At 68.8% G+C, this 21,386-nt stretch carries 20 protein-coding genes; 13 read left to right on the forward strand and 7 right to left on the reverse strand.

The genetic code is table 11. From position 1 onward, the window contains the following. Positions 1–5: 5 nt before the first annotated feature. Positions 6–1,019, forward strand: a complete 1,014-nt coding sequence (locus ACFQRE_RS16995; RefSeq protein WP_380124692.1) for a hypothetical protein — start codon at positions 6–8, stop codon at positions 1,017–1,019. Here the strand turns inward: ACFQRE_RS16995 and ACFQRE_RS17000 are convergent. Further along, positions 970–2,391 (reverse strand): hypothetical protein, encoded by a 1,422-nt coding sequence (locus ACFQRE_RS17000; RefSeq protein WP_380124694.1) that lies wholly within the window; start codon positions 2,389–2,391, stop codon positions 970–972. The two genes, ACFQRE_RS16995 and ACFQRE_RS17000, sit on opposite strands and share 50 nt — an antisense overlap. Beyond that, positions 2,372–4,162: an AMP-dependent synthetase/ligase gene (locus ACFQRE_RS17005; RefSeq protein WP_380124696.1), complete on the reverse strand. Its 1,791-nt coding sequence runs from the start codon at positions 4,160–4,162 to the stop codon at positions 2,372–2,374. Before ACFQRE_RS17005 ends, ACFQRE_RS17000 begins: the two co-directional genes overlap by 20 nt. 123 nt (positions 4,163–4,285) lie before the next feature. Here ACFQRE_RS17005 and ACFQRE_RS17010 point away from each other — a divergent pair, with 123 nt between their 5' ends. From ACFQRE_RS17010 to ACFQRE_RS17030, 5 genes are read left to right on the forward strand one after another with little or no spacing between them, the layout of a single operon-like run. Continuing rightward, on the forward strand, positions 4,286–4,738 hold the full coding sequence (locus ACFQRE_RS17010) for an SRPBCC family protein (RefSeq protein WP_380124698.1): 453 nt from the start codon (positions 4,286–4,288) through the stop codon (positions 4,736–4,738). 14 nt (positions 4,739–4,752) lie between these two features. After that, positions 4,753–6,000 carry an ArsA family ATPase gene (locus ACFQRE_RS17015; protein ID WP_380124700.1) on the forward strand — a complete coding sequence of 416 codons (1,248 nt, stop codon included), beginning with the start codon at positions 4,753–4,755 and terminating at the stop codon, positions 5,998–6,000. Beyond that, the gene (locus ACFQRE_RS17020) at positions 5,990–6,415 is read left to right on the forward strand and encodes a hypothetical protein (RefSeq protein WP_380124702.1); all 426 of its coding nucleotides are present in this window, start codon (positions 5,990–5,992) and stop codon (positions 6,413–6,415) included. The genes ACFQRE_RS17015 and ACFQRE_RS17020 overlap by 11 nt, the downstream gene beginning before the upstream one ends. Continuing rightward, the gene (locus ACFQRE_RS17025; protein WP_380124704.1) at positions 6,412–7,374 is read left to right on the forward strand and encodes an ROK family glucokinase; all 963 of its coding nucleotides are present in this window, start codon (positions 6,412–6,414) and stop codon (positions 7,372–7,374) included. The genes ACFQRE_RS17020 and ACFQRE_RS17025 overlap by 4 nt, the downstream gene beginning before the upstream one ends. Positions 7,375–7,396: 22 nt before the next feature. Continuing rightward, positions 7,397–8,095, forward strand: coding sequence for an endonuclease/exonuclease/phosphatase family protein (locus ACFQRE_RS17030; RefSeq protein WP_380124706.1), 699 nt, complete (start codon positions 7,397–7,399; stop codon positions 8,093–8,095). Between the two features lie 80 nt (positions 8,096–8,175). Here the strand turns inward: ACFQRE_RS17030 and ACFQRE_RS17035 are convergent, their stop codons facing one another. After that, on the reverse strand, positions 8,176–8,709 hold the full coding sequence (locus tag ACFQRE_RS17035) for a hypothetical protein (protein ID WP_380124708.1): 534 nt from the start codon (positions 8,707–8,709) through the stop codon (positions 8,176–8,178). Positions 8,710–8,872: 163 nt separating this feature from the next. Between ACFQRE_RS17035 and ACFQRE_RS17040 the strand changes: the two genes are divergently transcribed. The 5 genes from ACFQRE_RS17040 (at position 8,873) to ACFQRE_RS17060 (ending at position 14,077) form a co-directional block, all read left to right on the forward strand. Continuing rightward, complete coding sequence (locus ACFQRE_RS17040; RefSeq protein ID WP_380124710.1) at positions 8,873–9,655, forward strand: lysophospholipid acyltransferase family protein; 783 nt, start codon at positions 8,873–8,875, stop codon at positions 9,653–9,655. 4 nt (positions 9,656–9,659) lie between these two features. Next, positions 9,660–10,832: a MacS family sensor histidine kinase gene (gene macS / locus ACFQRE_RS17045; protein WP_380124713.1), complete on the forward strand. Its 1,173-nt coding sequence runs from the start codon at positions 9,660–9,662 to the stop codon at positions 10,830–10,832. Positions 10,833–10,841: 9 nt separating this feature from the next. After that, positions 10,842–11,573 (forward strand): response regulator, encoded by a 732-nt coding sequence (locus ACFQRE_RS17050; protein WP_380124715.1) that lies wholly within the window; start codon positions 10,842–10,844, stop codon positions 11,571–11,573. 79 nt (positions 11,574–11,652) lie between these two features. Next, the gene (locus tag ACFQRE_RS17055) at positions 11,653–12,999 is read left to right on the forward strand and encodes a class II 3-deoxy-7-phosphoheptulonate synthase (protein WP_380125845.1); all 1,347 of its coding nucleotides are present in this window, start codon (positions 11,653–11,655) and stop codon (positions 12,997–12,999) included. A gap of 34 nt (positions 13,000–13,033) precedes the next feature. Continuing rightward, positions 13,034–14,077: a threonine aldolase family protein gene (locus ACFQRE_RS17060; RefSeq protein ID WP_380124717.1), complete on the forward strand. Its 1,044-nt coding sequence runs from the start codon at positions 13,034–13,036 to the stop codon at positions 14,075–14,077. 90 nt (positions 14,078–14,167) lie between these two features. Here the strand turns inward: ACFQRE_RS17060 and ACFQRE_RS17065 are convergent, their stop codons facing one another. The 3 genes from ACFQRE_RS17065 to ACFQRE_RS17075 all read right to left on the reverse strand — a co-directional run bounded on the left by ACFQRE_RS17065 (position 14,168) and on the right by ACFQRE_RS17075 (position 18,238). Beyond that, complete coding sequence (locus tag ACFQRE_RS17065; protein ID WP_380124720.1) at positions 14,168–15,103, reverse strand: DMT family transporter; 936 nt, start codon at positions 15,101–15,103, stop codon at positions 14,168–14,170. A 1-nt stretch (position 15,104) separates the two neighbouring features. After that, a complete protein-coding gene (gene pknB / locus ACFQRE_RS17070; RefSeq protein WP_380124722.1) occupies positions 15,105–17,048 on the reverse strand; it encodes a Stk1 family PASTA domain-containing Ser/Thr kinase in 1,944 nt (647 codons plus the stop codon). A gap of 62 nt (positions 17,049–17,110) precedes the next feature. Then, positions 17,111–18,238 (reverse strand): LysM peptidoglycan-binding domain-containing protein, encoded by a 1,128-nt coding sequence (locus ACFQRE_RS17075; RefSeq protein ID WP_380124724.1) that lies wholly within the window; start codon positions 18,236–18,238, stop codon positions 17,111–17,113. Positions 18,239–18,363: 125 nt separating this feature from the next. Here ACFQRE_RS17075 and ACFQRE_RS17080 point away from each other — a divergent pair, with 125 nt between their 5' ends. Further along, complete coding sequence (locus ACFQRE_RS17080) at positions 18,364–18,753, forward strand: Rv2175c family DNA-binding protein (RefSeq protein ID WP_380125847.1); 390 nt, start codon at positions 18,364–18,366, stop codon at positions 18,751–18,753. Between the two features lie 94 nt (positions 18,754–18,847). On the opposite strand, the gene ACFQRE_RS17085 is transcribed toward ACFQRE_RS17080, so the two are convergent. After that, positions 18,848–19,963, reverse strand: coding sequence for a hypothetical protein (locus ACFQRE_RS17085; RefSeq protein ID WP_380124726.1), 1,116 nt, complete (start codon positions 19,961–19,963; stop codon positions 18,848–18,850). Positions 19,964–20,664: 701 nt separating this feature from the next. Here ACFQRE_RS17085 and ACFQRE_RS17090 point away from each other — a divergent pair. Next, positions 20,665–20,955, forward strand: coding sequence for a hypothetical protein (locus ACFQRE_RS17090; RefSeq protein WP_380124728.1), 291 nt, complete (start codon positions 20,665–20,667; stop codon positions 20,953–20,955). Positions 20,956–21,386 lie beyond the last annotated feature (431 nt).

Genomic DNA, 21,386 nt, shown 5'->3' on the forward strand with positions numbered 1-21,386 from the left:
GGCACGTGCCCCTGACCGACCACTATCCGCGTATGCCGCGACGCACCTCGCGTGCCCGCCGCACCGCTGCTGCTGTGGCCGGTTCCCTTCTCCTCACGCTCGTCACGGCCTGCGACCGTGACGAGCCGGCACCCACCACCTCGGCCTCCGTCGCCCAGTCGCCGACCGCCCCGGAGATCCCACAGCCGGCGCCGAACGCCTCGCCGACGATCGCAGCCTCGCCTCCCGCTGGTGAGCAGACGCCGACGCCGATGGCTGGCGCCACCACGGTCACTGGCCGGTTCAGCTCCGTGACCGGCACCGTCGACAGGGCGACGCTCACGGCATACGCAAAAATGGCCGACACGGCCGTCGCGGAGGTGAACAAGCGCTGGAAGCGCACGTGGCCGCGCCGGGTGACGATCATCGCGCCACGAGACGCCACGGCCTTCCGCGACCAGGTCGGACGAGCCGACGACCTCAGCCAGGTCGCGGCCATCACCGACGGTCCGATCGGCGCGTCCGGTCTGGCGAGGAGGGACCGGGTCGTCCTCAACCCCGACGCCTTTGCGAAGCTCACACCTGCCGGACGACAGTTCGTCATCACCCACGAGAGCACGCACGTCGCGGTCCGCAGCTCCCTCGCGGGGGCCGCGCCCCTGTGGCTCGTCGAGGGTTTTGCCGACCACGTCGGCTATTCCGGATCCGGGCGTAGGAGAGCGGAACTGGCGGCCCCGCTGCTGGCGAAGGTTGTCGAGGGCAAGGGGCCGACGCGGTTGCCGACCCAGGGAGACTTCGACCCCAGCCAGGGCGAGATCGGCCCGACCTATCTCGCGGCGTGGCTCGCAGTCGACCTCATCGCGCGGCGCCACGGCGAGGACGCCCTGCAGCGCTTCTATGCCGCGTCGAGGGACCCGAACTCAACGGCACTGGCCGATGCGGCGATGGACAAGGCCTTCGTCGACGTGCTCGGCACGACCCGCGCTGCCTTCACGAAGCAGTGGTTGGCCGAGCTGAACCAGCTCGCTGCGCCGAAGTGAGATCCGGGACGTCGTTGTCCTGAGCCCGTGCTGGCACGGCGAGCGAGATCGCGACGAGCGCTGCACTGAGCCAGTACTGGTTGTAGAACGCCTGCTTGTTGACGAGGTTGGCCGCGAGCAGGAGGAAGGCGAACCACCGCAGCAGCTCACCCACCCCGGGTTGGCGCCGGTGAATCGCCCACGCGGCCACACCGAGCGCACCGACGACCACGAGTCCAGTGATCCAGAACGGCAGCGTGATGCCGTGCTCGTTGAGGAACCAGAGGTACCAGGTGTTCGCGAACTTGATCGGGTGGAAGCCGACGAGCAGCGTGATGGTGTCGTGGACGAAGTCCGAGGGTGAGGCAAGGAACCACGGCGCGATGAGCACGCCCGTGAGGGCACCGGTCGCCACCGCGCGCCGCGCCCCGAACGGCCGCCACAGCAACAGCAACGGGAGCAGCAACGCCAGGTGCTGCTTGCTCGCGCAGGCCAACGCGAGCGGCACGATCGCCCACCACGCGTGCCCACGCCGGACGAGGACGGCCCACCACACGAGGCCGGCGGCGAGCAGCGGTTCGGTCCAGGCCTGGTCGATCTGGGTGAGCGTCCCAGGAGCGACGACGAGCACCGTCACGGGGATCGTGGCACGCAGCGCCGTCGCGCACGCGGAACCTGGCTCGTCACCGGGACGCGGTTTCGCGAGCGCCCAGATGCCCGCGAAGAGCACGACCGACCAGAACGCGATCGCCCACCGGACATCCCCACCGATCCACCGACCGGGCGCGAGCAGCACCGTCGTCCACGGCAGGTAGGTGAACGCGTCCTGGATCCCGGGGGAGTTCGTCCAGTTCATGTCGTAGAAGTTCTCGCCCCGAGCGAGCGCATCACTCGCCTGCTGCAGCGTCACCCACACGTCGATCTTGGGCGCGGGGTCGCCGATCGTGGCGATCGCTGCGGTGACGACGTGGCCGACAACGGCGAGCAGGTATGCCGCCCGCGAACGTGCCGCTGTCGGCGCAGCCAGGAGCCCCGCCGCGCCGACGCCGACAACCGTGAGGACGGTCAGGGCCGCGGTGAGCGAGCCACCGCGCAGATAGCTGAAGAGGGGGACGGCCCACGTGATCGCGACCGACGCGAGCAGCACGAAGGGCACGAGCCACGGTGGGGCAGAACGGATCTCGGTTCGTCGCCACAACCAGACGCCGAGCCCGACCGCGGCCACCGTGAGGGTGAGCACGATCGGGAAGCGGAACCGGACGACGCTCCACTGGAGCACGCCGAGATAGGCGAGCCAGAGAGCGGCAAGCGCGCACGCGGCATACCCGGTCGTTGCGAAGGAGCGGGTGGAGCCGGTCGAGCGCGAGGTGGGATCAGCCGCCGTAGAGCGCATCGACCTCGTCCGCGTAGTCGCGCATGACCATGTTGCGCTTGAGCTTGAGGGACGGCGTCAGGTGGCCCGACTCCTCGGTGAAGTCGGACTCGAGGACAGCGAACTTGCGGATCGACTCGGCCTTGGACACCGCCGTGTTGGCGTCATCAACGGCCTTCTGCAGCTCGGCGAGGATCTTCTCGTCGGTGTGCGCCTTGGCGGGGGTGATGCCCTCGAGGCCGTTGTTGGCGGCCCAGCCCGGAAGCATCTCCTCGTCGATGGTGAGCAGGGCGCCGATGAACGGCTTCTGGTCGCCGACGACGATGCACTGGGAGATGAGCGGGTGCGCGCGCAGGCGGTCCTCGAGGACGGCGGGTGCGACGTTCTTGCCGCCCGCGGTCACGAGGATCTCCTTCTTGCGCCCGGTGATCTTGAGGTAGCCGTCCTCGTCGAGCTCACCGATGTCGCCGGTGTGGAACCAGCCGTCGCGGATGGACTCGGCCGTGGCCTCGGGGTTGTTGCGGTAGCTGGTGAAGACCTGGACGCCCTTGACGAGGATCTCGCCGTCGTCGGCGATGCGGATCGTGGATCCGGGCAGCGGCGGGCCGACGGTGCCGACCTTGAGGCGCTCGGGCAGGTTGACCGTGATCGGCGCGGTCGTCTCGGTGAGGCCGTAGCCCTCGAGGATCGTCACGCCGATGCCGCGGAAGAAGTGGCCGAGGCGCGTGCCGAGGGGAGCGCCACCGGAGACGGCGTACTGGACCTTGCCGCCCATGGCATCGCGCAGCTTGCTGTAGACGAGCTTGTCGAAGACGGCGTGCTTGGCCTTGAGGCCGAAGCCGACAGAGCCGGCCTGCTGGGCCTCGGACCACGCGACGGCGGTCTCGGCGGCCTTGGCGAAGATGTTGCCCTTGCCGCCGGCGACGGCCTTGGCCTCGGCGGAGTTGTAGATCTTCTCGAAGACACGCGGCACGGCGAGGATGAACGTCGGCTGGTAGGTCGCGAAGTCGTCGAGCAACGTCTTGATGTCGGCCGAGTGGGCCATCTTGGCGCCCGCCTGGAGGCAGAGGACCTCGATGAGGCGCGCGAAGACGTGGGCCAGGGGGAGGAAGAGCAGGGTCGACGCGCCATCGACGGAGACGACGTTCTTGAGCTTCTCGACGGTGTTCTCGGTCAGGTCGAGGAAGTTGCCGTGGGTGAGCTCGACGCCCTTGGGGCGGCCGGTCGTGCCGGACGTGTAGATGATCGTCGCGACCGAGTGGCGGTCGATGTCGGCCCGGGCCGTGGTCAGCGTCGCGTCGTCCGACGAGGCGCCGCTCTCGGCGAGGGTGTCGAGGTCGCCGTTGTCGATGAGCCAGGTGTGGGCGAGGTCGGGAAGGTTGGCCGACACGCTCGCGAGGGCGCTGGCGTGCTTCTCGGTCTCGAGGACGACGCCGATGGCACCGGAGTCCTTGAGGATCCACTCGACCTGGTCGGGGGAGGAGGTCTCATAGATGGGGACGGGGATTGCGCCAGCGGCCCACAGGGCGAAGTCGGTGAGGGTCCACTCGTAGCGTGTGCGGCACATGATGGCGACCGCACTGCCGGGGGTGATGCCTGCGGCGAGGAAACCCTTGGCCAGGTCGTCGACCTGGTCGGCGAACTCCTTGGCGGTGATGTCGCGCCAGACGGCACCGTCGCGCACGCCGAAGAGGTGACGGTCAGGGGTGTTGCTGCGATGCCGCAGGGGGAGGTCAGCGAGACTGCCCTCGGTGGTCGCGGGGGCGAGGGCGGGAGTGGTCTTCTCGTGCAACGTGCTCTCCTTCGACTGGGCGCAACGTCGTCGTCGCCCCAGCTCACCGGCGGCTGGACGGTGGACGCGACATCCCCCGTCCCTTGATCCTAGAGGCAGCATCGCGCCCGGTAGCCTGCGCCTATGACAGACAGCACGTCTTCCTCCGTCCACATTGCCGCCGACCCGGGCGCCGTGCTCGACGTGATCGCAGACTTCGAGGCCTACCCGCAGTGGGCCGAGCAGGTGAAAACCGTGACGATCCTCAGTGAGGACGGCGATGGATGGGCCGATCAGGTCGAGTACGTCCTCGACGCGGGGGCCATCAAGGACACCTATGTCCTGGAGTACAACTGGGACGGCATCGCCGAGGACGGCTCCGGTTCGGTGTCCTGGAAGCTCGTGCGGGCCGGTGTCCTCAAGGCTCTCGACGGCACCTACACGCTCACCCAGGACGGTGACGGGACGCAGGTGGCCTACGCCCTCGCCGCGGACGTCAAGATCCCGATGATCGGCATGCTCAAGCGCAAGGCCGAGAAGGTCATCATCGACACGGCGCTCAAGGAGCTCAAGAAGCGCGTCGAGTCCCTCACCTGAGCGACGACGACATCGTGCCGACGGCTGTGCCGGCCTCCACGGCGCCCGCCAGTCCGCGCGTCGTCCTCGTCACCGGCAAGGGCGGGGTCGGCAAGACGACGACTGCTGCCGCGATGGCCGTCGAGTCCGCCCGCGCGGGCCGACGGACCCTTGTCATGTCCACGGACGTCGCGCACAGCCTGGGCGACGCGCTCGACGTCGACCTGCGCACGTCCCCGTCGTGGGAGCAGACCCTGCAGGTCGAGGAGCGCCTCCACGCCCAGGCTGTCGGGTCCCGCACGAGTGTGGCTGCTGACTGGGGGACCCTTCGCGACTACCTGCTCACGGTCCTCGACTCGGTCGGCGTCGACCCGGTCGTGGCCGAGGAGTTCACCGCGCTTCCGGGTGCCGATGAGATCAGCGCACTGCTCACGCTCGGCCACCACGCCGCCAGCGGCGAGTGGGATGTCATCGTCGTCGACTGCGCACCTACGGCCGAGACCCTGCGGCTGCTGGCCCTGCCCGAGGTCCTGGGCTGGCACCTCGACCGTCTCATGCCCGCCCAGCGCCGGCTGCTCACGGCCATGCGTCCAGCTGCAGCAGCGGCCGCCGGCCTCCCGATGCCGAACGGCGCCGTGCTCGACGTCATCGCGACCTGGCGGGCGCACATGGCCGACATCCGCACCATGCTCACCTCCGACCGGGCCAGCGTGCGCATCGTCCTCACCCCCGAGAACGTCGTCATCGCCGAGGCTCGGCGGATCCTCACGTCCCTTTCACTGCATGGGTATGCCGTGGATGCCGTTGTCGTGAACCGCGTCATCCCGATCGACGACGATCCGTGGCGGGCCGCCTGGAACACCGCGCAGGCCGCCGGCATCACGACGATCACCGAGTCCTTCCACGGCACCCCCGTCCTCACCGCCCCGTACCTCGCCGGTGAACCGACCGGCGTCGACGCCCTCGCAGGCCTCGCCGGGCAGACCAGCGCCCTCGACGGCGAACTTCCCCCGCTCGATGCGCCGGTGCGTTCCCAGGGCCTGCGGGTCGAGGCTGACGGCGCCGAATTCGTGCTCCTCCTGCCGTTGCCGCTGGCACGCTCGGGCGACGTCGAGCTGGCCCGTCGCGCTGACGACCTCGTCGTCGACGTCGGAGGTGTGCGCAGAGTCATTGCCCTGCCCTCTGTGCTGCGGCGCTGCATCGTCAAGAATGCAGGGGTGCGCTCGGGTGAACTGCGGGTGCGCTTCGAACGCGATGAGGAGGTGTGGCCCCGTGGACGCTGATGCGCGACTCGACGCCGCCGTGGGTTCCGTGGCCGACGAGGCAGCGAAGCTGCTCGAGGCCTTGGGACGCACCCGAGCACCTCGTGACGAGTTCCCTTCTGACACAGCCGAATCGGGTGGGTCGCCCGAATCTGGCGACGACGCTTCGGCACCCCCCGAGCACGTCCACGTCGCCATGGGTGACGCCGAGAGCTGCACCTGGTGCCCGGTCTGTCGCTCGGTGACCCTGCTCAAGGGCGTGAGTCCCGAGACCCTCGGTCGTCTCGCCGACCTGGCCACAGCGGCGGCGACGCTGCTCGCGGACCTGGCGAGCCGGCATACGGAATCGTCGTCCGCCCAGGCTGAGCGAGCCCCCGCAGATCGCGGGCCGCGCACCGAACCCATAGCCGTCGTCGACGAGGAGGAGCTCTCATGAGTCTGGCCATCGGCATCGACATCGGCGGGACCAAGGTGGCAGGGGGAGTCGTCGACGAGAACGGCGAGATCCTGGTGCGTGCGCGCCGCGACACCCCTCATCGCTCCAAGCGCCCGCGGGTCGTCGAGGACACCATCGTCGACGTCGTCGAGGAGCTGCGCGCGCAGCATCCCGACGTGGTGGCCGTGGGCATCGGCGCGGCGGGTTTTGTCGCCGCAGACCGCGCGACGGTCGTCTTCGCGCCGCACCTGTCGTGGCGTGACGAACCGCTGCGTGACGCGCTGAGCAAGCGCATCGACGCCCCCATCCTGGTCGACAACGACGCCAACGCTGCGTGCTGGGCCGAGTGGAGATTCGGTGCAGCACAGGGCGATTCGGACGTCGTCATGGTCAACCTCGGCACCGGTATCGGTGGGGCGATCCTCATCCATGGCGAGGTGTTCCGCGGCCGGTTCGGCATCGCGGGCGAGTTCGGCCACATGCAGGTCGTGCCCGAGGGACAGCGCTGCGAGTGCGGCAACCGGGGGTGCTGGGAGCAGTACGCCTCCGGCAACGCGCTCGTGCGCGAGGCCCGGGCAATGATCCTCGCGAACTCCCCCGTCGCCACCGACCTCGCAGCCCGCGTCGACGGACGTGCGGACGAGCTGACCGGACCGATCGTCACCGAGGCAGCCCGTGACGGCGACGCCACGTCCATTGAGCTGCTCGCCGAGATCGGCCACTGGCTCGGCATCGGCATCGCCAACCTCGCGGCTGCCTTCGATCCGGGCACGTTCGTCATCGGCGGTGGTGTCTCGGCCGCCGGGGAGCTGTTGCTCGGACCGGCGCGGGACACGTTCCGGCGGCGCCTCACCGGACGTGGCTATCGGCCCGAGGCCCGGATCGTCGCGGCCAGGCTCGGCAATGAGGCCGGTCTCATCGGGGCCGCCGACCTCGCCCGCAACGACTCGCGGTCCTGAGCCAGGCGGAGATGGGCCGGGCATGACGACGATCCGGATCGCGAGCTACAACACCCGGGACTTCCTCGAGGACCCGTATGCCGCGGCGCGGGTCGTGCGGGCCATCGACCCGGACGTGCTGTGCCTCCAGGAGGTTCCGAGGCGGCTGTTCTCGACGAGGCGGGTCGCGAACTTTGCGCGCAACTGCGGGATGTCGTGGACTGGCCGGCACCGTGGGAGCGGCGGTACGACCATCTTCACGTCCGAGCGGGTCGACGTCGTCGAGTCCATCCACCACCGGCTCCGGGTTGCGCGACTGGAGCGCACGCGTGGCTTCGCCGTGGCCCGGGTCTCTGCACCTGGGTGCGAACCCGTCGCCGTCGCAAGCGTCCACCTCAGCCTGCATGCCCACGAGCGCGCTGCCCACGCCCGGGTCATCCTGCAGACGATCAACGTCGGCGGCGAAGTGGTCCTCGCCGGAGATCTCAATGAGGGGGACTCGGGGGAGGCGTGGAAGGCCTTCGCTGGGGTGATGCGTCTGGTTTCACCCCTGACCCCGACCTATCCGGCGACGCGTCCGCGCAAGGTCCTCGACGTGATCTTCGCGTCGGCCGGCCTGCAGGCCGAACCCCACGTCGACCTCCCGATCGCCGAGGCCGACCTCATCGCCGGCAGTGACCACCGACCCACGTGGGTCGACCTCACGCTCCAGGAACCAACCGCGCCGCCTACCGCACCGTAAGGGGCGTGATCACCCCGCCTACGATGCAGTAGCGCGCGCGGAAGGCGTGCGGGAGTGCGCACGACAGGGTGGTGCGGGGTTCAGACGCGGGCACCGTCGTCGTCGTGGGGATCGCGCAGCCGCGGTGACCGCATGACGAGCAGGGCGAATCCGCCGAGGAACAGCACGATCGCGCCGAGGATCCACCAGCCGCGATAGAACGGGCCGGTCAGGGCGATCCAGATCATGAGGAGCGGACCGCCCACGAGACCGACGATCGCGCCCCAGTAGCCGAGGTCCTCGCCCGGCGGGAGCTGCACCGGGCCGGGCTCGAAGTGGTCGTCGTCCTCGGCGTCGATGCTCGGACCCTCGCGCCAGACCTCCGGTGGAGCCTTGGGTGCGACCGCAGGGGGCTCGGGGTCGACGATCTTCTCGACCTCTGGGGCCACGGCCCCAGGCTCGGTGGTCTCGTCGTTCTCGACCACCGGCTCGGGTGCGGTGGGCTCGGGACGGGAGAGGGCGGCATACGCCGTCGTGATGTCCTGGACGGTGCGCGGCTTGGGCGGCTGCAAGGTGTCGTCGTCCCAGCGGGCAACGATCGCGTCGAACTCGGCGTCGATGTCACGCTCACTCATGGCTGCCTCACGGGGATGGGGACGAACAGGAGAAATGGTGCCATGGCCGAGACTGGATGTGCACCGAACACACTGTCGCAACGTTGTCCGGGATCGGATTAGTCCGACCGGTATCGAGCACACCGTGCACTAGAGTCAACGAAACTCGACGGAAAGGACGACGGTGTTCTACTGGGTGCTCAAAACGGTGATCTTGGGACCGCTGCTCAAGATCCTGTTCCGCCCTTGGGTCGAGGGTGAGGAGCACATCCCCGAGACCGGTGGCGCGATCTTCGCGAGCAACCACCTGTCGTTCTCGGACTCGATCTTCCTGCCGCTCGTCGTCCCGCGTCGCATCACCTTCCTCGCCAAGGCCGACTACTTCACCGGGGTGGGGCTCAAGGGCAGGCTGACGGCCGCGTTCTTCCGCGGCGCGGGCCAGGTGCCCGTTGATCGCTCGGGTGGCAAGGCCAGCGAGGCCGCACTCAACACCGGGCTGAAGATCCTGCGGCGAGGCGAGCTGCTGGCCCTGTATCCCGAGGGCACCCGCTCGCCCGACGGTCGCCTGTACAGGGGCAAGACCGGCGTCGCGCGCATGGCCCTCGAGGCCGGTGTTCCCGTCATCCCCGTGGCCATGATCGACACCGACAAGGCGCAGCCCACGGGCCAGGTGGTCCCCAAGATCATGCGTGTCGGTGTCCGGGTCGGGAAGCCCCTCGACTTCTCCCGCTACAAGGGCATGGAGGACGACCGTTTCGTCCTGCGGTCCATCACCGACGAGGTGATGTACGCGCTCATGGAGCTCTCCGGCCAGGAGTACGTCGACATGTATGCCGGTTCGATGAAGGACCGTCTCACCCGCGCCAAGAAGATCCTCCAGCGTGAACAGGCCGAGGCGGCCAAGCCGGGCCGCGCCGTCGACGAGCTCGAGCGCGAACTCGACACCGACGAACAACGTGCAGGCTGAGCTCATGAACCGCCGGGGGGCTCTGTTCGGGGTGACGTATCGCTCGGTGCGAACCGGGCGTTCCGAACCCGTCATCATCGAGGCGTTCTCTCGCGGACTCGACTACTTCCGGCCCGCTGCAGCCCTGTATGCCGGGTTCCTGGTGTGGGAGCGCTACGAGACGATGGCGCGGCCGTGGGTGGCGTTCACGACCATCGCCGTCCTCATGGGCTTCAGCCTGCTGCTGCTCGTGTTCCGTCGCCGCACGACCTGGCTGCTCGCCGTGGAACTGGGGCTCGCGGTGGGCGGCATCTTTGCGACGCTGCTCGCCGACCACCCCGAGGATGTTGCTGGCGGCACGCTGACGCTGCCGACGATGTGGGCGGCAGGAGGTGTCGCCGGGGCGGCAGTCCTGCACGGCCGACTGGGCGGCCTCGTCGCCGCGGGCATCATCGCCGCCGCCGACATCCTCGAGATCGGGACCCCGAACGGCGGCACGTGGCACAACATCATCCTGCTCTTCCTGCTCGGTGGCCTGATCGGGCTGGCCGTCGACCTCGCGCGTGGAGGGTTGTACCGCTACGAGCAGGTCGTCGCCGAACGGGAGCGACTGCGTGAGCGCGAGCGCCTGGCCCGCGTCGTCCACGACGGTGTCCTGCAGACACTGGCCTTCATCCATCGACGCGGTGGCGAGATCGGCGGAGAGGGCGCCGAGCTCGGAGCCCTCGCCGCCGAGCAGGAGCGCACCCTGCGACGGCTCGTCGCACAGGACGTTGTCGGGTCCCGCCTCGCCGAGTCGGTCGAGGGCGAACTCCGTCGCGACCTGCGGGTGTTGCTCGGCGCCCACGAGGGCGAGCGGGTCAGCGTCTCGCTGCCGGGCGGCCCGGTTCCGTTGGAGCAGAACCGTGCTGAGGAGCTCGACGCAGCCGTCGCGGCGGCCCTGGACAACGTCACCCGGCACGCCGGTGAGGACGCCAAGGCGTGGCTTCTCCTCGAGGACCACGGGGAGACCGTCACCGTGACCGTGCGCGACAACGGAGTCGGCGATGAACCCACCCACCTGCTCTCGGCGGCCTCACGGGGTCGTCTCGGCGTGAGCCAGTCGATCATGGGTCGCGTGCGCGACCTTGGTGGCACCGCCGACGTCATCACTCGACCCGGCGCCGGCTGCCGCGTCGTCATCACCGTTCCTCGCTAGGAGTCCCCGTTGACACAGCAGTCCGAGCAGTCCGACGCGTCCGTGACGCAGGACGCGCGCGCCACCACCGTCCTGGTCGCCGATGACCACCCCATGTGGCTCGACGCGCTTGAGCGCGACCTCGTGCAGGCCGGGCTCCAGGTCGTGGCGACCGCGGCCGACGGACCCTCGACGGTGCGCCGGACCCGGGCGACCCGACCCGACGTGCTCGTCCTCGACCTCAACCTGCCCGGTATGCGCGGCGACGAGGTGTGCCGCGCTCTCGGAGACCTCGAGACCCGCGTCCTCATCCTGTCGGCCAGCGGTGAGCAGCTCGACGTGCTCGCTGCCATCAAGGCCGGCGCCACCGGCTACCTCGTGAAGTCGGCGTCGAGCGCGGAGATCGTCGCGGCCGTCCTCGCCACCGCGCGGGGCGAGGCCGTCTTCACCCCGGGTCTCGCGGGACTCGTGCTCGGTGAGTTCCGGCGGATGGCCACCGATGACGGTGAGGCCGTCGCGGCGCCCCAGACGGTCGACCGCCCCATCCCGGAGCTCACCGATCGGGAGACCGAGGTCCTGCGGCTCGTCGCGACGGGCATGTCCTACAAGGAGATCGCCGCCGAGCTCTTCCTGTCGCACCGCACGGTCCAGAACCACGTCCAGAACACCCTCGGCAAGCTGCATCTTCACAACCGGGTCGAGCTCGTCCGGTTCGCCCTGGCACGTGGCCTCGAGGACGGACCCAACGGCACCGACACGTGAGTCGCGACGCTGCGCAACTGACCGGCATACGGGCGCCGCAGGCCACCACGGGAGACGCGCCTATCCTTGGCGGGTGAGCATGACCACCAACCCCGACCTGCGCACTCATCTCGAGGCGACTCCTGACCTCCCGGCTGCCCAACAGCCGCTCTGGCCGGACGCTGCCGCCCTCGACGCTGCCGTGGCCGAGCTCGCGACCTATCCGCCTCTCGTCTTTGCCGGTGAGTGCGACGTCCTGCGCGACCGCATGGCCGCCGCGAGCCGCGGTGAGGCCTTCGTGCTCCAGGGCGGCGACTGCGCCGAGACCTTTGCCGGAGCGACCGCGGACAACATCCGCGACCGGATCAAGACGATCCTGCAGATGGCGGCGGTGCTGACCTATGGCGCGTCCGTGCCGGTGGTCAAGGTGGGGCGCATGGCGGGGCAGTTCGCCAAGCCGCGCAGCAGCCACACCGAGACGCGCGAGGGCGTGACCCTGTCGGCCTACCGCGGCGACATGGTCAACGACTTCGAGTTCACCGAGGCTGCCCGCAACCCGGACCCGCAGCGACTCGTCCGGGCCTACCACACGAGCAGCGCGACGCTGAACCTCGTGCGGGCCTTCACGACGGGTGGTTTCGCCGACCTGCGCCACGTCCACGACTGGAACCGCGGCTTCGTGGCCAACTCCGCGAACCAGCGCTACGAGAAGATCGCGCGCGACATCGACAAGGCCATGAAGTTCATGGCCGCGTGTGGCGCCGACTTCGAGGCGATGAAGGGCACCGAGTTCTTCGCCGCGCACGAGGCGCTGCTCCTCGACTACGAGCGGCCCCTCACGCGCGTCGACTCGCGCACCGGCAACCTCTACGACACGTCGGCCCACTTCGTCTGGATCGGCGAGCGCACCCGCGACCTCGGCGGGGCACACCTCGACTTCGTCAGCAAGATCCACAACCCCATCGGCATCAAGGTCTCGGCCAAGGCCCAGACCGACGACCTGCTGCGGATGATCGACCTCGTCGACCCCGAGCGCACGCCCGGACGACTGACCTTCATCACCCGCATGGGTGCCGGCCAGATCCGCGAGGCGCTGCCGCCCATCGTCGAGAAGGTCACGGCAAGTGGCGCGGCCATCACGTGGATCTGCGACCCGATGCACGGCAACACCTTCGAGTCGGCGTCCGGCTACAAGACGCGCGACTTCGACGATGTCGTCGACGAGGTGCGCGGCTTCTTCGAGGTGCACCAGGGACTCGACACGGTCCCCGGCGGCATCCACGTGGAGCTCACCGGCAACGACGTCACGGAGTGCATCGGCGGTGCCGAGAAGATCCTCGACGCCGACCTCAACAAGCGCTACGAGACGGTCTGCGACCCACGCCTCAACCACCAGCAGAGTCTCGAGCTGGCGTTCCTCGTCGCCGAGATGCTCAGCCGCGACTGACGTGGCTGGCGCTGACACTGCACAGGACGCGAGTATGCCGCGTCGCTGGGTTGCGGATCTTCTCTCGGACACGCTGACCCAGCCGACGCAGGCGATGCGTCAGGCCATGGCGTACGCGCCGGTCGGGGACGACGTCTTCGGTGAGGACCCCACGGTCAACGAGCTGGAGTCGCGCGTCGCCGCATTGCTGGGTCACGAGGCCGCGCTCTTTGCTCCGACAGGTTCGATGGCCAACCAGCTCGGCATGCGCCTGCACGTCGAGGCTGGCCAGGAGATCATCGCCGACACCCTGGCCCACGTGTTGCGGGCCGAACTGGGTGCTGCCGCAGTGCTTTCGGGCATCTCCTCGCGCACGTGGCCGAGCGAACGTGGGCGGCTCGTGCCCTCCGGGCCGCTGGGTCTCATGAGTGTGGGGGCTGGTCCCTATCAGGTCGGCACGGCGCTCATCGTCGTCGAGAACACCCACAACTTCGGCGGCGGCACGATCCAGTCGCTCGAGGCCATTCGTGAGGTGCGCTCGGTCAGCCGCGAGGCAGGAGTCGCAATGCACCTCGACGGAGCCCGCCTCTGGAACGCCCACGTCGCGACCGGTATCCCGCTGGCCGACTACGGCCGTGAGTTCGACACGGTGAGCGTCTGCCTGTCCAAGGGTCTCGGCGCACCGGTTGGCTCCGTGCTCGTCGGGTCTGCCGAGCTGATGGCGCGAGCACGCATCTGGCGCAAGCGTTTTGGCGGTGGCATGCGTCAGGTCGGCATCCTCGCTGCGGCGGGTCTGCACGCTTTGGACCAGCACATCGAGCGTCTTGCCGACGACCACGCGAGGGCCAAGCGCTTCGCTGCCGCCGTGGCCGAGGCCGCACCTCAGGTCGTGAGCCCGGCCCTCGTGGAGACCAACATCGTCATGCTCGACCTGTCGTCAACGCGCTGGGCACCTGCGGAACTCGTCGACGCGGCTGGGGCACGCGGCATACGCACGTATGCCGCCGGGCCGTCCGCCGTGCGACTGGTCTGGCACCTCGACGTCGACGACGCGGCCACCGACGCCGCCACCGACGTGCTCGTCGACCTCCTGCGCTGAGGTCTCCGCGACTTCGTGCCCCGTACGGACACATCGGCGTGGCCTTCGGCCGGGAGATGTGTCCGTACGGGGCACGAAGTCGGGTGAGGGTCAGACGTCGTGGTGGAGGATCTCGGCCGGCGGGTCCTCAAGGGCTGACACGTCGTCCTGGTGGGTGCTGCCTCGGAGCTCGACGAGATACATCGCGCCCAGGACGAGCCCGCCACCGAAGAGCAGCCGCCAGGTCAGGCCTTCGTTGCCGAAGAGCACGGCGAACGTGGCCGCGAACACCGGCTCCATCGCCATGACGATCGCGGCCCGGGTCGCCGTGAGGTGGGCCTGCGCCCACGTCTGCGCGATGAGCGCTCCGGCGCCGGCGACGACGGCCATGTAGATGAGGGACGTCCACTGGCCACTCGACGCTGGCAGCGCCACACCGTCGGGAAGTGCTGCGACCAGGCAGATGACGGCGATGACGGCCGCCTGGATGGTCGACAGGCCCAAAGCGGTGGGCGCGGTCGACCAGCGGCCCAGGGCCAGGATGTGCAGGGCATAGATCGCCGCTGAGCCGAGGGTGAGGGCGGCGCCGAAGCCCATCGCCAGACCCTGCAGGGACAGCACCGCGATGCCGATGGTGGCGATCAGGGCCGCCAGCCAGGCCGCGCGGGGGATGTGGTCACGCAGGAGCAGGGCACCCAGGACGGGTGTGAGGACGATGTAGGTCCCGGTGAGGAAGCCCGATACGGATGCCGGGGTCGTCTCGAGGCCGGTGGTCTGCAGGAGCTGTGCGACGGCATACAGGACTCCGAGTCCGGCGCCGAGGGTGAGCTCGCGCCGGGTGAGGGCCAGCGTCTGCCGGTGGAAGAGGACGAACATGAGCACGGCGGCGATCCCGAATCGCACCGCGAGGAAGTCGGCCGAGGGGACGTGCTCGACCAGGTCACGGATGAGGAAGAACGTCGAGCCCCACACGGCCGTGACGGCGAGGAGCGCGAGAACCGCGAGCCGGGCCCGCCCATCGTGGGCGAGCGAGGAGGAAGGTGTCACATCAGACCGTCGTCACGATGATCTCTGAGCCCTTGGGCACCTGAGTTCCCTCGCCCGGGCTGAGGCCCTGAACCGTGCCGAAGTTGATGCCGGGGATCGCCTGGCGTTCCTTCACCGTGAACCCGGCCGTGGTGAGAATCTGCTGGACCTCGGTGAACTGCTTGCCGATGAGACCACCGGGGACGGTGATGAGCACGGGTCCGTTGGACACCACGACAGAGACCTTGCCGCCCTTGAAGAGCGTGCCACCGGCTGGGTCCTGGCGGATGATCGAGTCCTTGGGGACCGTGTCGCTGTTCTCCCGGGGGCCGCCCTCCACGACCACGAGGCCGTCCTTCTCGAGTGCTGCCTTGGCGGTCTCGAAGGGTTTGCCCGTGAAGTTGTCGACGGTGATCGGCTTCTGGCCCTTGCTGACGGTGAGGGCCACGGCCGTGCCGCGCTTGGCCTGTACGCCCGCCTTGGGATCGCTGGCGATCACCTGACCGTCCGGGACGTTGTCGCTGAAGGCCTTGGTGACCTTGCCGACAACGAGGTTGACCCCGGTGATCTGGGTCTGGGCCTGGGGTAGTCCCACGCCGGCCAGGGTGGGTACGACGTAGCGTTCCGGTCCCTTGGAGACGACGAGCGTGACCGTGGTGCCGCGACGGACCTCGGCGTTGGCCTTGGGGTTCGTCGAGATGACGAGTCCCTTGGCGACGGACTCGCTGAAGCCTTCCTGACGAGTGGGGGCGAGGTACTGGGTACGCATCGTGGCCTCCGCGGCCACGACGGGCTTGCCGACGACTGCCGGGACGATCGTGGGGGCGCCCGGGCCGGCGATGAAGAACCACGCCGTGGCCGAGGCGATCGCGGCGGAGACGACGACGAGGATCCAGGGCCACACGGCCCGGCGACGCGGCCGTGGTCGCGTGGTGCGGGCAGGCAACCCAGCGGTCGCGGGCGGTGCCCCGCGCACCTGGTCGCGCAGCGACGGCCCGGCATACGCGGGCTTTGGGTTGTGGTTCTGGCGCAGGCGCTCGACCGGCAGCGCCGTGGTGCGAGTGGTCGTGGAGGCAGCGGCTTCGGTTGCCGACGGGCGGTCGTCGAGCTCTTCGGGCGTCAGCTCGCGGCGGGCGGTGCGCATCAGGGCCGCGAACGCCGCAGCGTCGGCCGGACGTCCGTCGGGGTCGAGGGAGGTCGCTGCGGCCACGAGCTCGTCGAGGATCTCGGGGGACTCGGGCGAGCGGCTGCGCAGCCTTGGGGCTCCGTTGTGGACGTGCTGATAGGCGACGTTGATCGCCGTGTCGCCGTCGAAGGCCTTGGAGCCGGTGAGCATCTCGAAGAAGACGAGCCCGGCGGCATACACGTCACTGCGGGCATCGGCGATGCCGCGCTCGACCTGCTCGGGGGAGAGGTAGGCGACGGTCCCCAGGAGCAGCCCGGACGACGACGTCACGGTCTGCGAGGTCACTGCCCTGGCCAGACCGAAGTCGGCCACCTTGACCGCGCCGTCCTCACGCAGGATGACGTTCTCGGGCTTGACGTCCCGATGGATGATGCCCGCGTGGTGCGCTGCGGCGAGGGCGTCGAGCACCGGGACCATGATGTCGAGGGCGGCCCGCGGGGTCAGGGAACCTTCGGTGTCGATGACCTCACGCAACGTCTGGCCAGGGACGTACTCCATGGCCAGGAACATGAGCCCGTCGTCCTCGCCCTGGTCGTAGACGGCGACGACGCCGGGGTGGGACAGGCGGGCGGCGGACCGCGCCTCACGGTGGAAGCGCGAGCGGAACGTGGCGTCCTGGGCGAGGTGCGGCCGCATGACCTTGAGGGCGACTTCGCGGTCGAGCCGGGTGTCCAGCGCGAGGTAGACGGTCGCCATTCCACCGTCGGCAAGGCGCTCGATGACGCGGTAGCGGCCGTCGAGGATCTCGCCGACGAGATCGTCGGTGGAGGCGGTGGACACCAGTTGAGTGTACGGACTGCGCGCACGCACTCCGGGGACGCCTGCGCCCGACGCTCCCGGTGTCACATACGACCCTTGAGCGCCTTCACCGTTGCGACGTAGGTCTTGGTGTCGTCATACATGCCGCGCTTCTTCACCGACGACAGCCCTTGGTAGTAGCCCGCGATCGCGATGTCCTCGGACGCGGCCGCGCGGGTGAGCGCACGGAGCATCACGACGCCAGCGGTCGCGTTGTCCTTCGGGTTGAGCAGGTCGAGCTTGCGGCCAACGAGCGAGGAGGCCCACTCACCACCGGAGGGGATGACCTGCATCATGCCGACGGCGTTGGCCACCGAGACCTGGCGCTGGTTCCAGCCGGACTCCTGCATGGAGATCGCGAGAGCCAGCTTGGGGTCGACGCCGTGGCGGCGGGCGGTCGCGGCGATGAGGGCCTTGGTCTGGGAGCGGGTCGGCACCTTGCGGTCCGCGAGGATCGCGCGGTTGCGGGCGGCATTCGCGACGACCTTGGCGGGATAGGTCCGTCCGGCGAACGAGTTCGCGGGCGCCGCCTTGCGTGCCGCGCCGGCGGGGATGGCGAGGCGCTGTCCCGGGTAGATGACCGTGCCGCGCAGCCCGTTGGCCTTGACGAGCGAGGAGACGGTGCGTCCGTACTTCGCTGCGACTCCCAGCAGGGTGTCGCCGCTCTTCACTGTGTATGCCGTCCGCGAGGCTTTCGAGGTCGCGCTCGCCTTGGCGGCGGTGGACTTCGAGCCTGCGCCAGCGGAGCCGGTGAGGCGCAGCTGCTGCCCCGGGAAGATGAACGACGTGGGGGAGATGCCGTTGGCCTTGGCGATCGCGGGGACCGTCGTGCGGTAGCGCGCCGCGATGCCATAGAGGGTCTCGCCGACGGTGACCGTGTGGTTGGCGCTCGTGCGCCCCGTGGTGCGGGGAGCGCCCTTGGAGGCCGAGGCGGCTCGGCCGGGCACCTGGATGGTCGAGCCGGCCCAGAGACGGCGGGCGTCGCTGATGTGATTCCTGGCGGCGAGGGCCCGGGGGGTGGTCCTGAAGGTCGCGGCGAGTCCGATGAGGGTGTCGCCGTCCTTGACCTGGTAGGTCGTCCAGCCGTGTGGTGCCGGGCTGGAGTGGGTGGAGACCGTTGTCGGGATGAGGGCGGCAGGGGGCACCGTCGCGGGGGGCAGGGCGATGACCATGTGGGCCGTCCTTTCCGAGACAACGGCTCGGGATGCCGTCGTGGTGACAGGAGATGTTGACAGTGAGGCTTGTGTGATAGGCGTTGCCAGAGTAGCGGGTGGGACTAGTTCGCGGGGGGATGAGGATGTGGCACGCTGGCCTCGTGACTGCTCCGCACGCTGAACTTGAGTCCCTCGTCGGCGACTGGCTGACCGTTCCTGACCTCGCCGAACGCCTCGAACTCCCGATGTCGACGGTGCGTCAGCTCATCGCTGACCGCGAGGTGTTGTCCGCCCGCATCGGCGAGCGCAACGTCATCGCCGTCCCCGCGAAGTTCCTCGACGACGAGGGCATCCTGCCCGCGCTCAAGGGCACGTTCACCGTGCTCGGCGACGGCGGCATGAACGACACCGAGATCCTCACGTGGCTGTTCACCCCCGATGCCTCGCTGCCGGTCGAGGGCGCCCCCATCGACTCGCTCCGTGGTGGTTTCAAGACCGAAGTCCGTCGGCGCGCCATGGAACTCGCCTTCTGACGCGTCCAAGCCTTCGCTGGTCGGGACGTGCCACAGTTCGGGGTGTCCTGTTGTCCGGCACCGGTATCGGCGGTGGGCTCGAGATCGAGTTCGATCAAGCCAGGAATCGCGCGATTCGTGGCAGTGGCTTGCCGTTCACCTGGGTGAAGACACCGAGGGCATACAGGTTGCCACCGGCTGCGGTGAGGTCCCAGACGCCGAGCGCCGAGTTGAACTTGGCCCACGCTCGCGCGTTGGGCACGGTGCCACCCGCGTCGGCGACAAGGGCCTTCTTCGCGAGGGTCATGTTCCCGCAGCCATTCGTGGTCGAGCCGCAGATGTTGTCGAAGTGACCCCCCGCATAGACGGTGTCGCCGAGCACCTCGACAGTCTGCATGTTGCCGTCGGTCGCGACCTGCCAGACCTTTTCACCGGCGGACGTGGTCTTGTAGAGGGAGTTGCCGGCCGGCAGCCCGCCCGCTGTCGCGAGGAACACGCCGGTGCTGCTTACGGCGAGGTCCCAGACCGGCGCCCCCGGACTGGCTCGGTAGCTGAGCACCTGGCCGCTGGTTGCCACCGCGGCCACTTTGCTCCGGGTGGTTGTGCCGATGCGAGAGAACTCCCCACCGACCCAGATGTTGTTGCCCTCGGACTTGACGGCGTAGACCACGTTGTCCGCCGAGGGAAACGCTGAATCCAAGGCGCCAGTGACAGCATTTGCTGCGGCCAGGTAGGTGACCGAAGTGGTGCCCACCTTGGTGAAGCTGCCGCCGAAGTAGACCATGCCGTTGGCGTACGCGAGAGCACGCACGGTCCCCGCGGGTGCCGGTTTGAAGTTGCTCTGCACCACGCCGGTGGAGACGTCGAGCGCTGCGAGGTTCTTGCGGGGCACGCCTCCCACCTGGGTGAACTTGCCGCCCACGAAAAGATTCACGCCGTCTGTCGCCAGCGCCCGGACCTCACCATCCACATCCACGCGGAAGGACCCGTCGAGGGTGCCCGTTCCGGCGTCCAGCGCCGCAAGGCGCAGACGAGTGCTCCCGTCAACGCTGGTGAAGGTACCGGCTACGAACAGGCGACTGCCCACCTGCACCGAGGTGTACACGGCCCCGTCATCGGCATGGGCCGATGGCTCCGCGACGGAGTTGATCGCCGCCGCGCTGCTCGAGGCCGCCGTGGCCAGGACGAGTGCGACTGTGGTGATTGCGACTGAGCTGTAACGAATGATCATGGGTGCATCCCCTACAGGCTGAGCGGACGACGCGGGCATCTTCGACTGTTCGACCACTCGACCGCGAGTGTGAAGTCTGGAATGTGGCACCCCGCTGCTTGAAGCGCCTGTGACCCTTCGAACGATACTCTGCGCCCAGCAGTTACGAAACCCGTTCTCGCAAACAAAGGCGCAGGTCAGCACTGTTTCCGCGAGCCCAAGACTGGCTCTCCGCAGGTGGAGAGCCCCCCGGGGAGGAGGTCCTCCGGGGGGTCTCATGGATGGCCCTGGTCGACCCTCGCTGCCGAGCCTCCGGAGCCCGGAGCAGGCGCCCTCCGGACGGTGGATCGACTGTCTCGACCGATGACGCCGAGCCGCGCATTGACTCGGGCCTCCGAGATCCGCCGGTAGCAGCCGTGAATGGAGCACCATCCAGTGGCCGCTTCTGGTACGGGGCCAACCCCCACGGTGGCCCGACAGCCGCCGGTCTCTTCGTTCGCCCCATGCCGTCCCCTGTCACTGTGCCCTCGACCGAACTTATGAGTGCAGCACCACCACAAAGAAAGCCTTTCGCGTAGTTATCGACACAGGGCGACCCCAGACCGTGTGGCTAGTCGCCGCGTGTGACTCATCAACGTCTTCCTATGCCGCGATCTGCTCGTGCTGAGTTCGCTGCATCGGTGACAGATGTTCGCTGCACGGGACGGCGTTACGCTTTTGCCGTGGACGAGGACGTCAGCGAGAGTGTGATCGCGCGCCTGATCGCTGCACTTGCGTCACAGGTCGCGGTCTCGGATCCGCGTGGCCTCGCGCCGGCTGCGATCGAGGCTCTATCCGACCTTAGTCGCGCTGAGGCCAGAGAAATCTTCAGCTCGGCTGGGCATCTGGTTCACTACGGCTCCGAGACTGACGAGCTCGAGGCGCTCATTGAGTCAATCTCCACCAACCAACGAAGGAAGGCTGACGCTGGCGCCGCCCTCGCTACCGGTGACAATGGTGCGACTCGTAGGTGAGTTGCCACCCGGACTCGACGGCTCCGACTCCACGTGGTTGTCGGAGACAACATTCGTCATCCGCTACGTGGGGTTTGACGCCACAGCTGAGGTTCAACCCATGCTGATCGAGGATTACGTGATTGAGACGGTCCCGATCGAAAACCTCAGGGCCAACTCGTAGCGACCGCATCCGGAAGGCATGCAAATCATGCCGCGATCCGCTCGTGCCGAATTCAGGATGTCGCACGGCCAGTCGAATCAGAGGTTCGGGCGCGGACCAATTCGGACGCGTACCGGGACCAATTTGCGTTGCACCTGCCTGGTCCTGACGGTCCGCACCGCTCGTCGAGGCTGAGGCAGCCGCTGGACGAGAACATCCTGTTCTGCCGCAGGCAGGCCATCGATCGTGCGGAAGCAGCGACCCCTGTGAGGTCGAGCAGAGGTCGCCT

The organism is Knoellia pratensis (assembly GCF_042666395.1).
GTDB lineage: Bacteria > Actinomycetota > Actinomycetes > Actinomycetales > Dermatophilaceae > Knoellia > Knoellia pratensis.

Bases quoted from the DNA above. Each gene is read 5' to 3' on its own strand.
- ACFQRE_RS17085 (WP_380124726.1), bottom strand. From the start codon at position 19,963: ATGATCATTCGTTACAGCTCAGTCGCAATCACCACAGTCGCACTCGTC.
- ACFQRE_RS17010 (WP_380124698.1), top strand. From the start codon at position 4,286: ATGACAGACAGCACGTCTTCCTCCGTCCACATTGCCGCCGACCCGGGC.
- ACFQRE_RS17025 (WP_380124704.1), top strand. From the start codon at position 6,412: ATGAGTCTGGCCATCGGCATCGACATCGGCGGGACCAAGGTGGCAGGG.
- macS (WP_380124713.1), top strand. From the start codon at position 9,660: ATGAACCGCCGGGGGGCTCTGTTCGGGGTGACGTATCGCTCGGTGCGA.
- ACFQRE_RS17075 (WP_380124724.1), bottom strand. From the start codon at position 18,238: ATGGTCATCGCCCTGCCCCCCGCGACGGTGCCCCCTGCCGCCCTCATC.
- ACFQRE_RS17000 (WP_380124694.1), bottom strand. From the start codon at position 2,391: ATGCGCTCTACGGCGGCTGATCCCACCTCGCGCTCGACCGGCTCCACC.
- ACFQRE_RS17030 (WP_380124706.1), top strand. From the start codon at position 7,397: ATGACGACGATCCGGATCGCGAGCTACAACACCCGGGACTTCCTCGAG.
- ACFQRE_RS17055 (WP_380125845.1), top strand. From the start codon at position 11,653: ATGACCACCAACCCCGACCTGCGCACTCATCTCGAGGCGACTCCTGAC.
- ACFQRE_RS17035 (WP_380124708.1), bottom strand. From the start codon at position 8,709: ATGAGTGAGCGTGACATCGACGCCGAGTTCGACGCGATCGTTGCCCGC.
- ACFQRE_RS17080 (WP_380125847.1), top strand. From the start codon at position 18,364: ATGTGGCACGCTGGCCTCGTGACTGCTCCGCACGCTGAACTTGAGTCC.
- ACFQRE_RS17060 (WP_380124717.1), top strand. From the start codon at position 13,034: ATGCCGCGTCGCTGGGTTGCGGATCTTCTCTCGGACACGCTGACCCAG.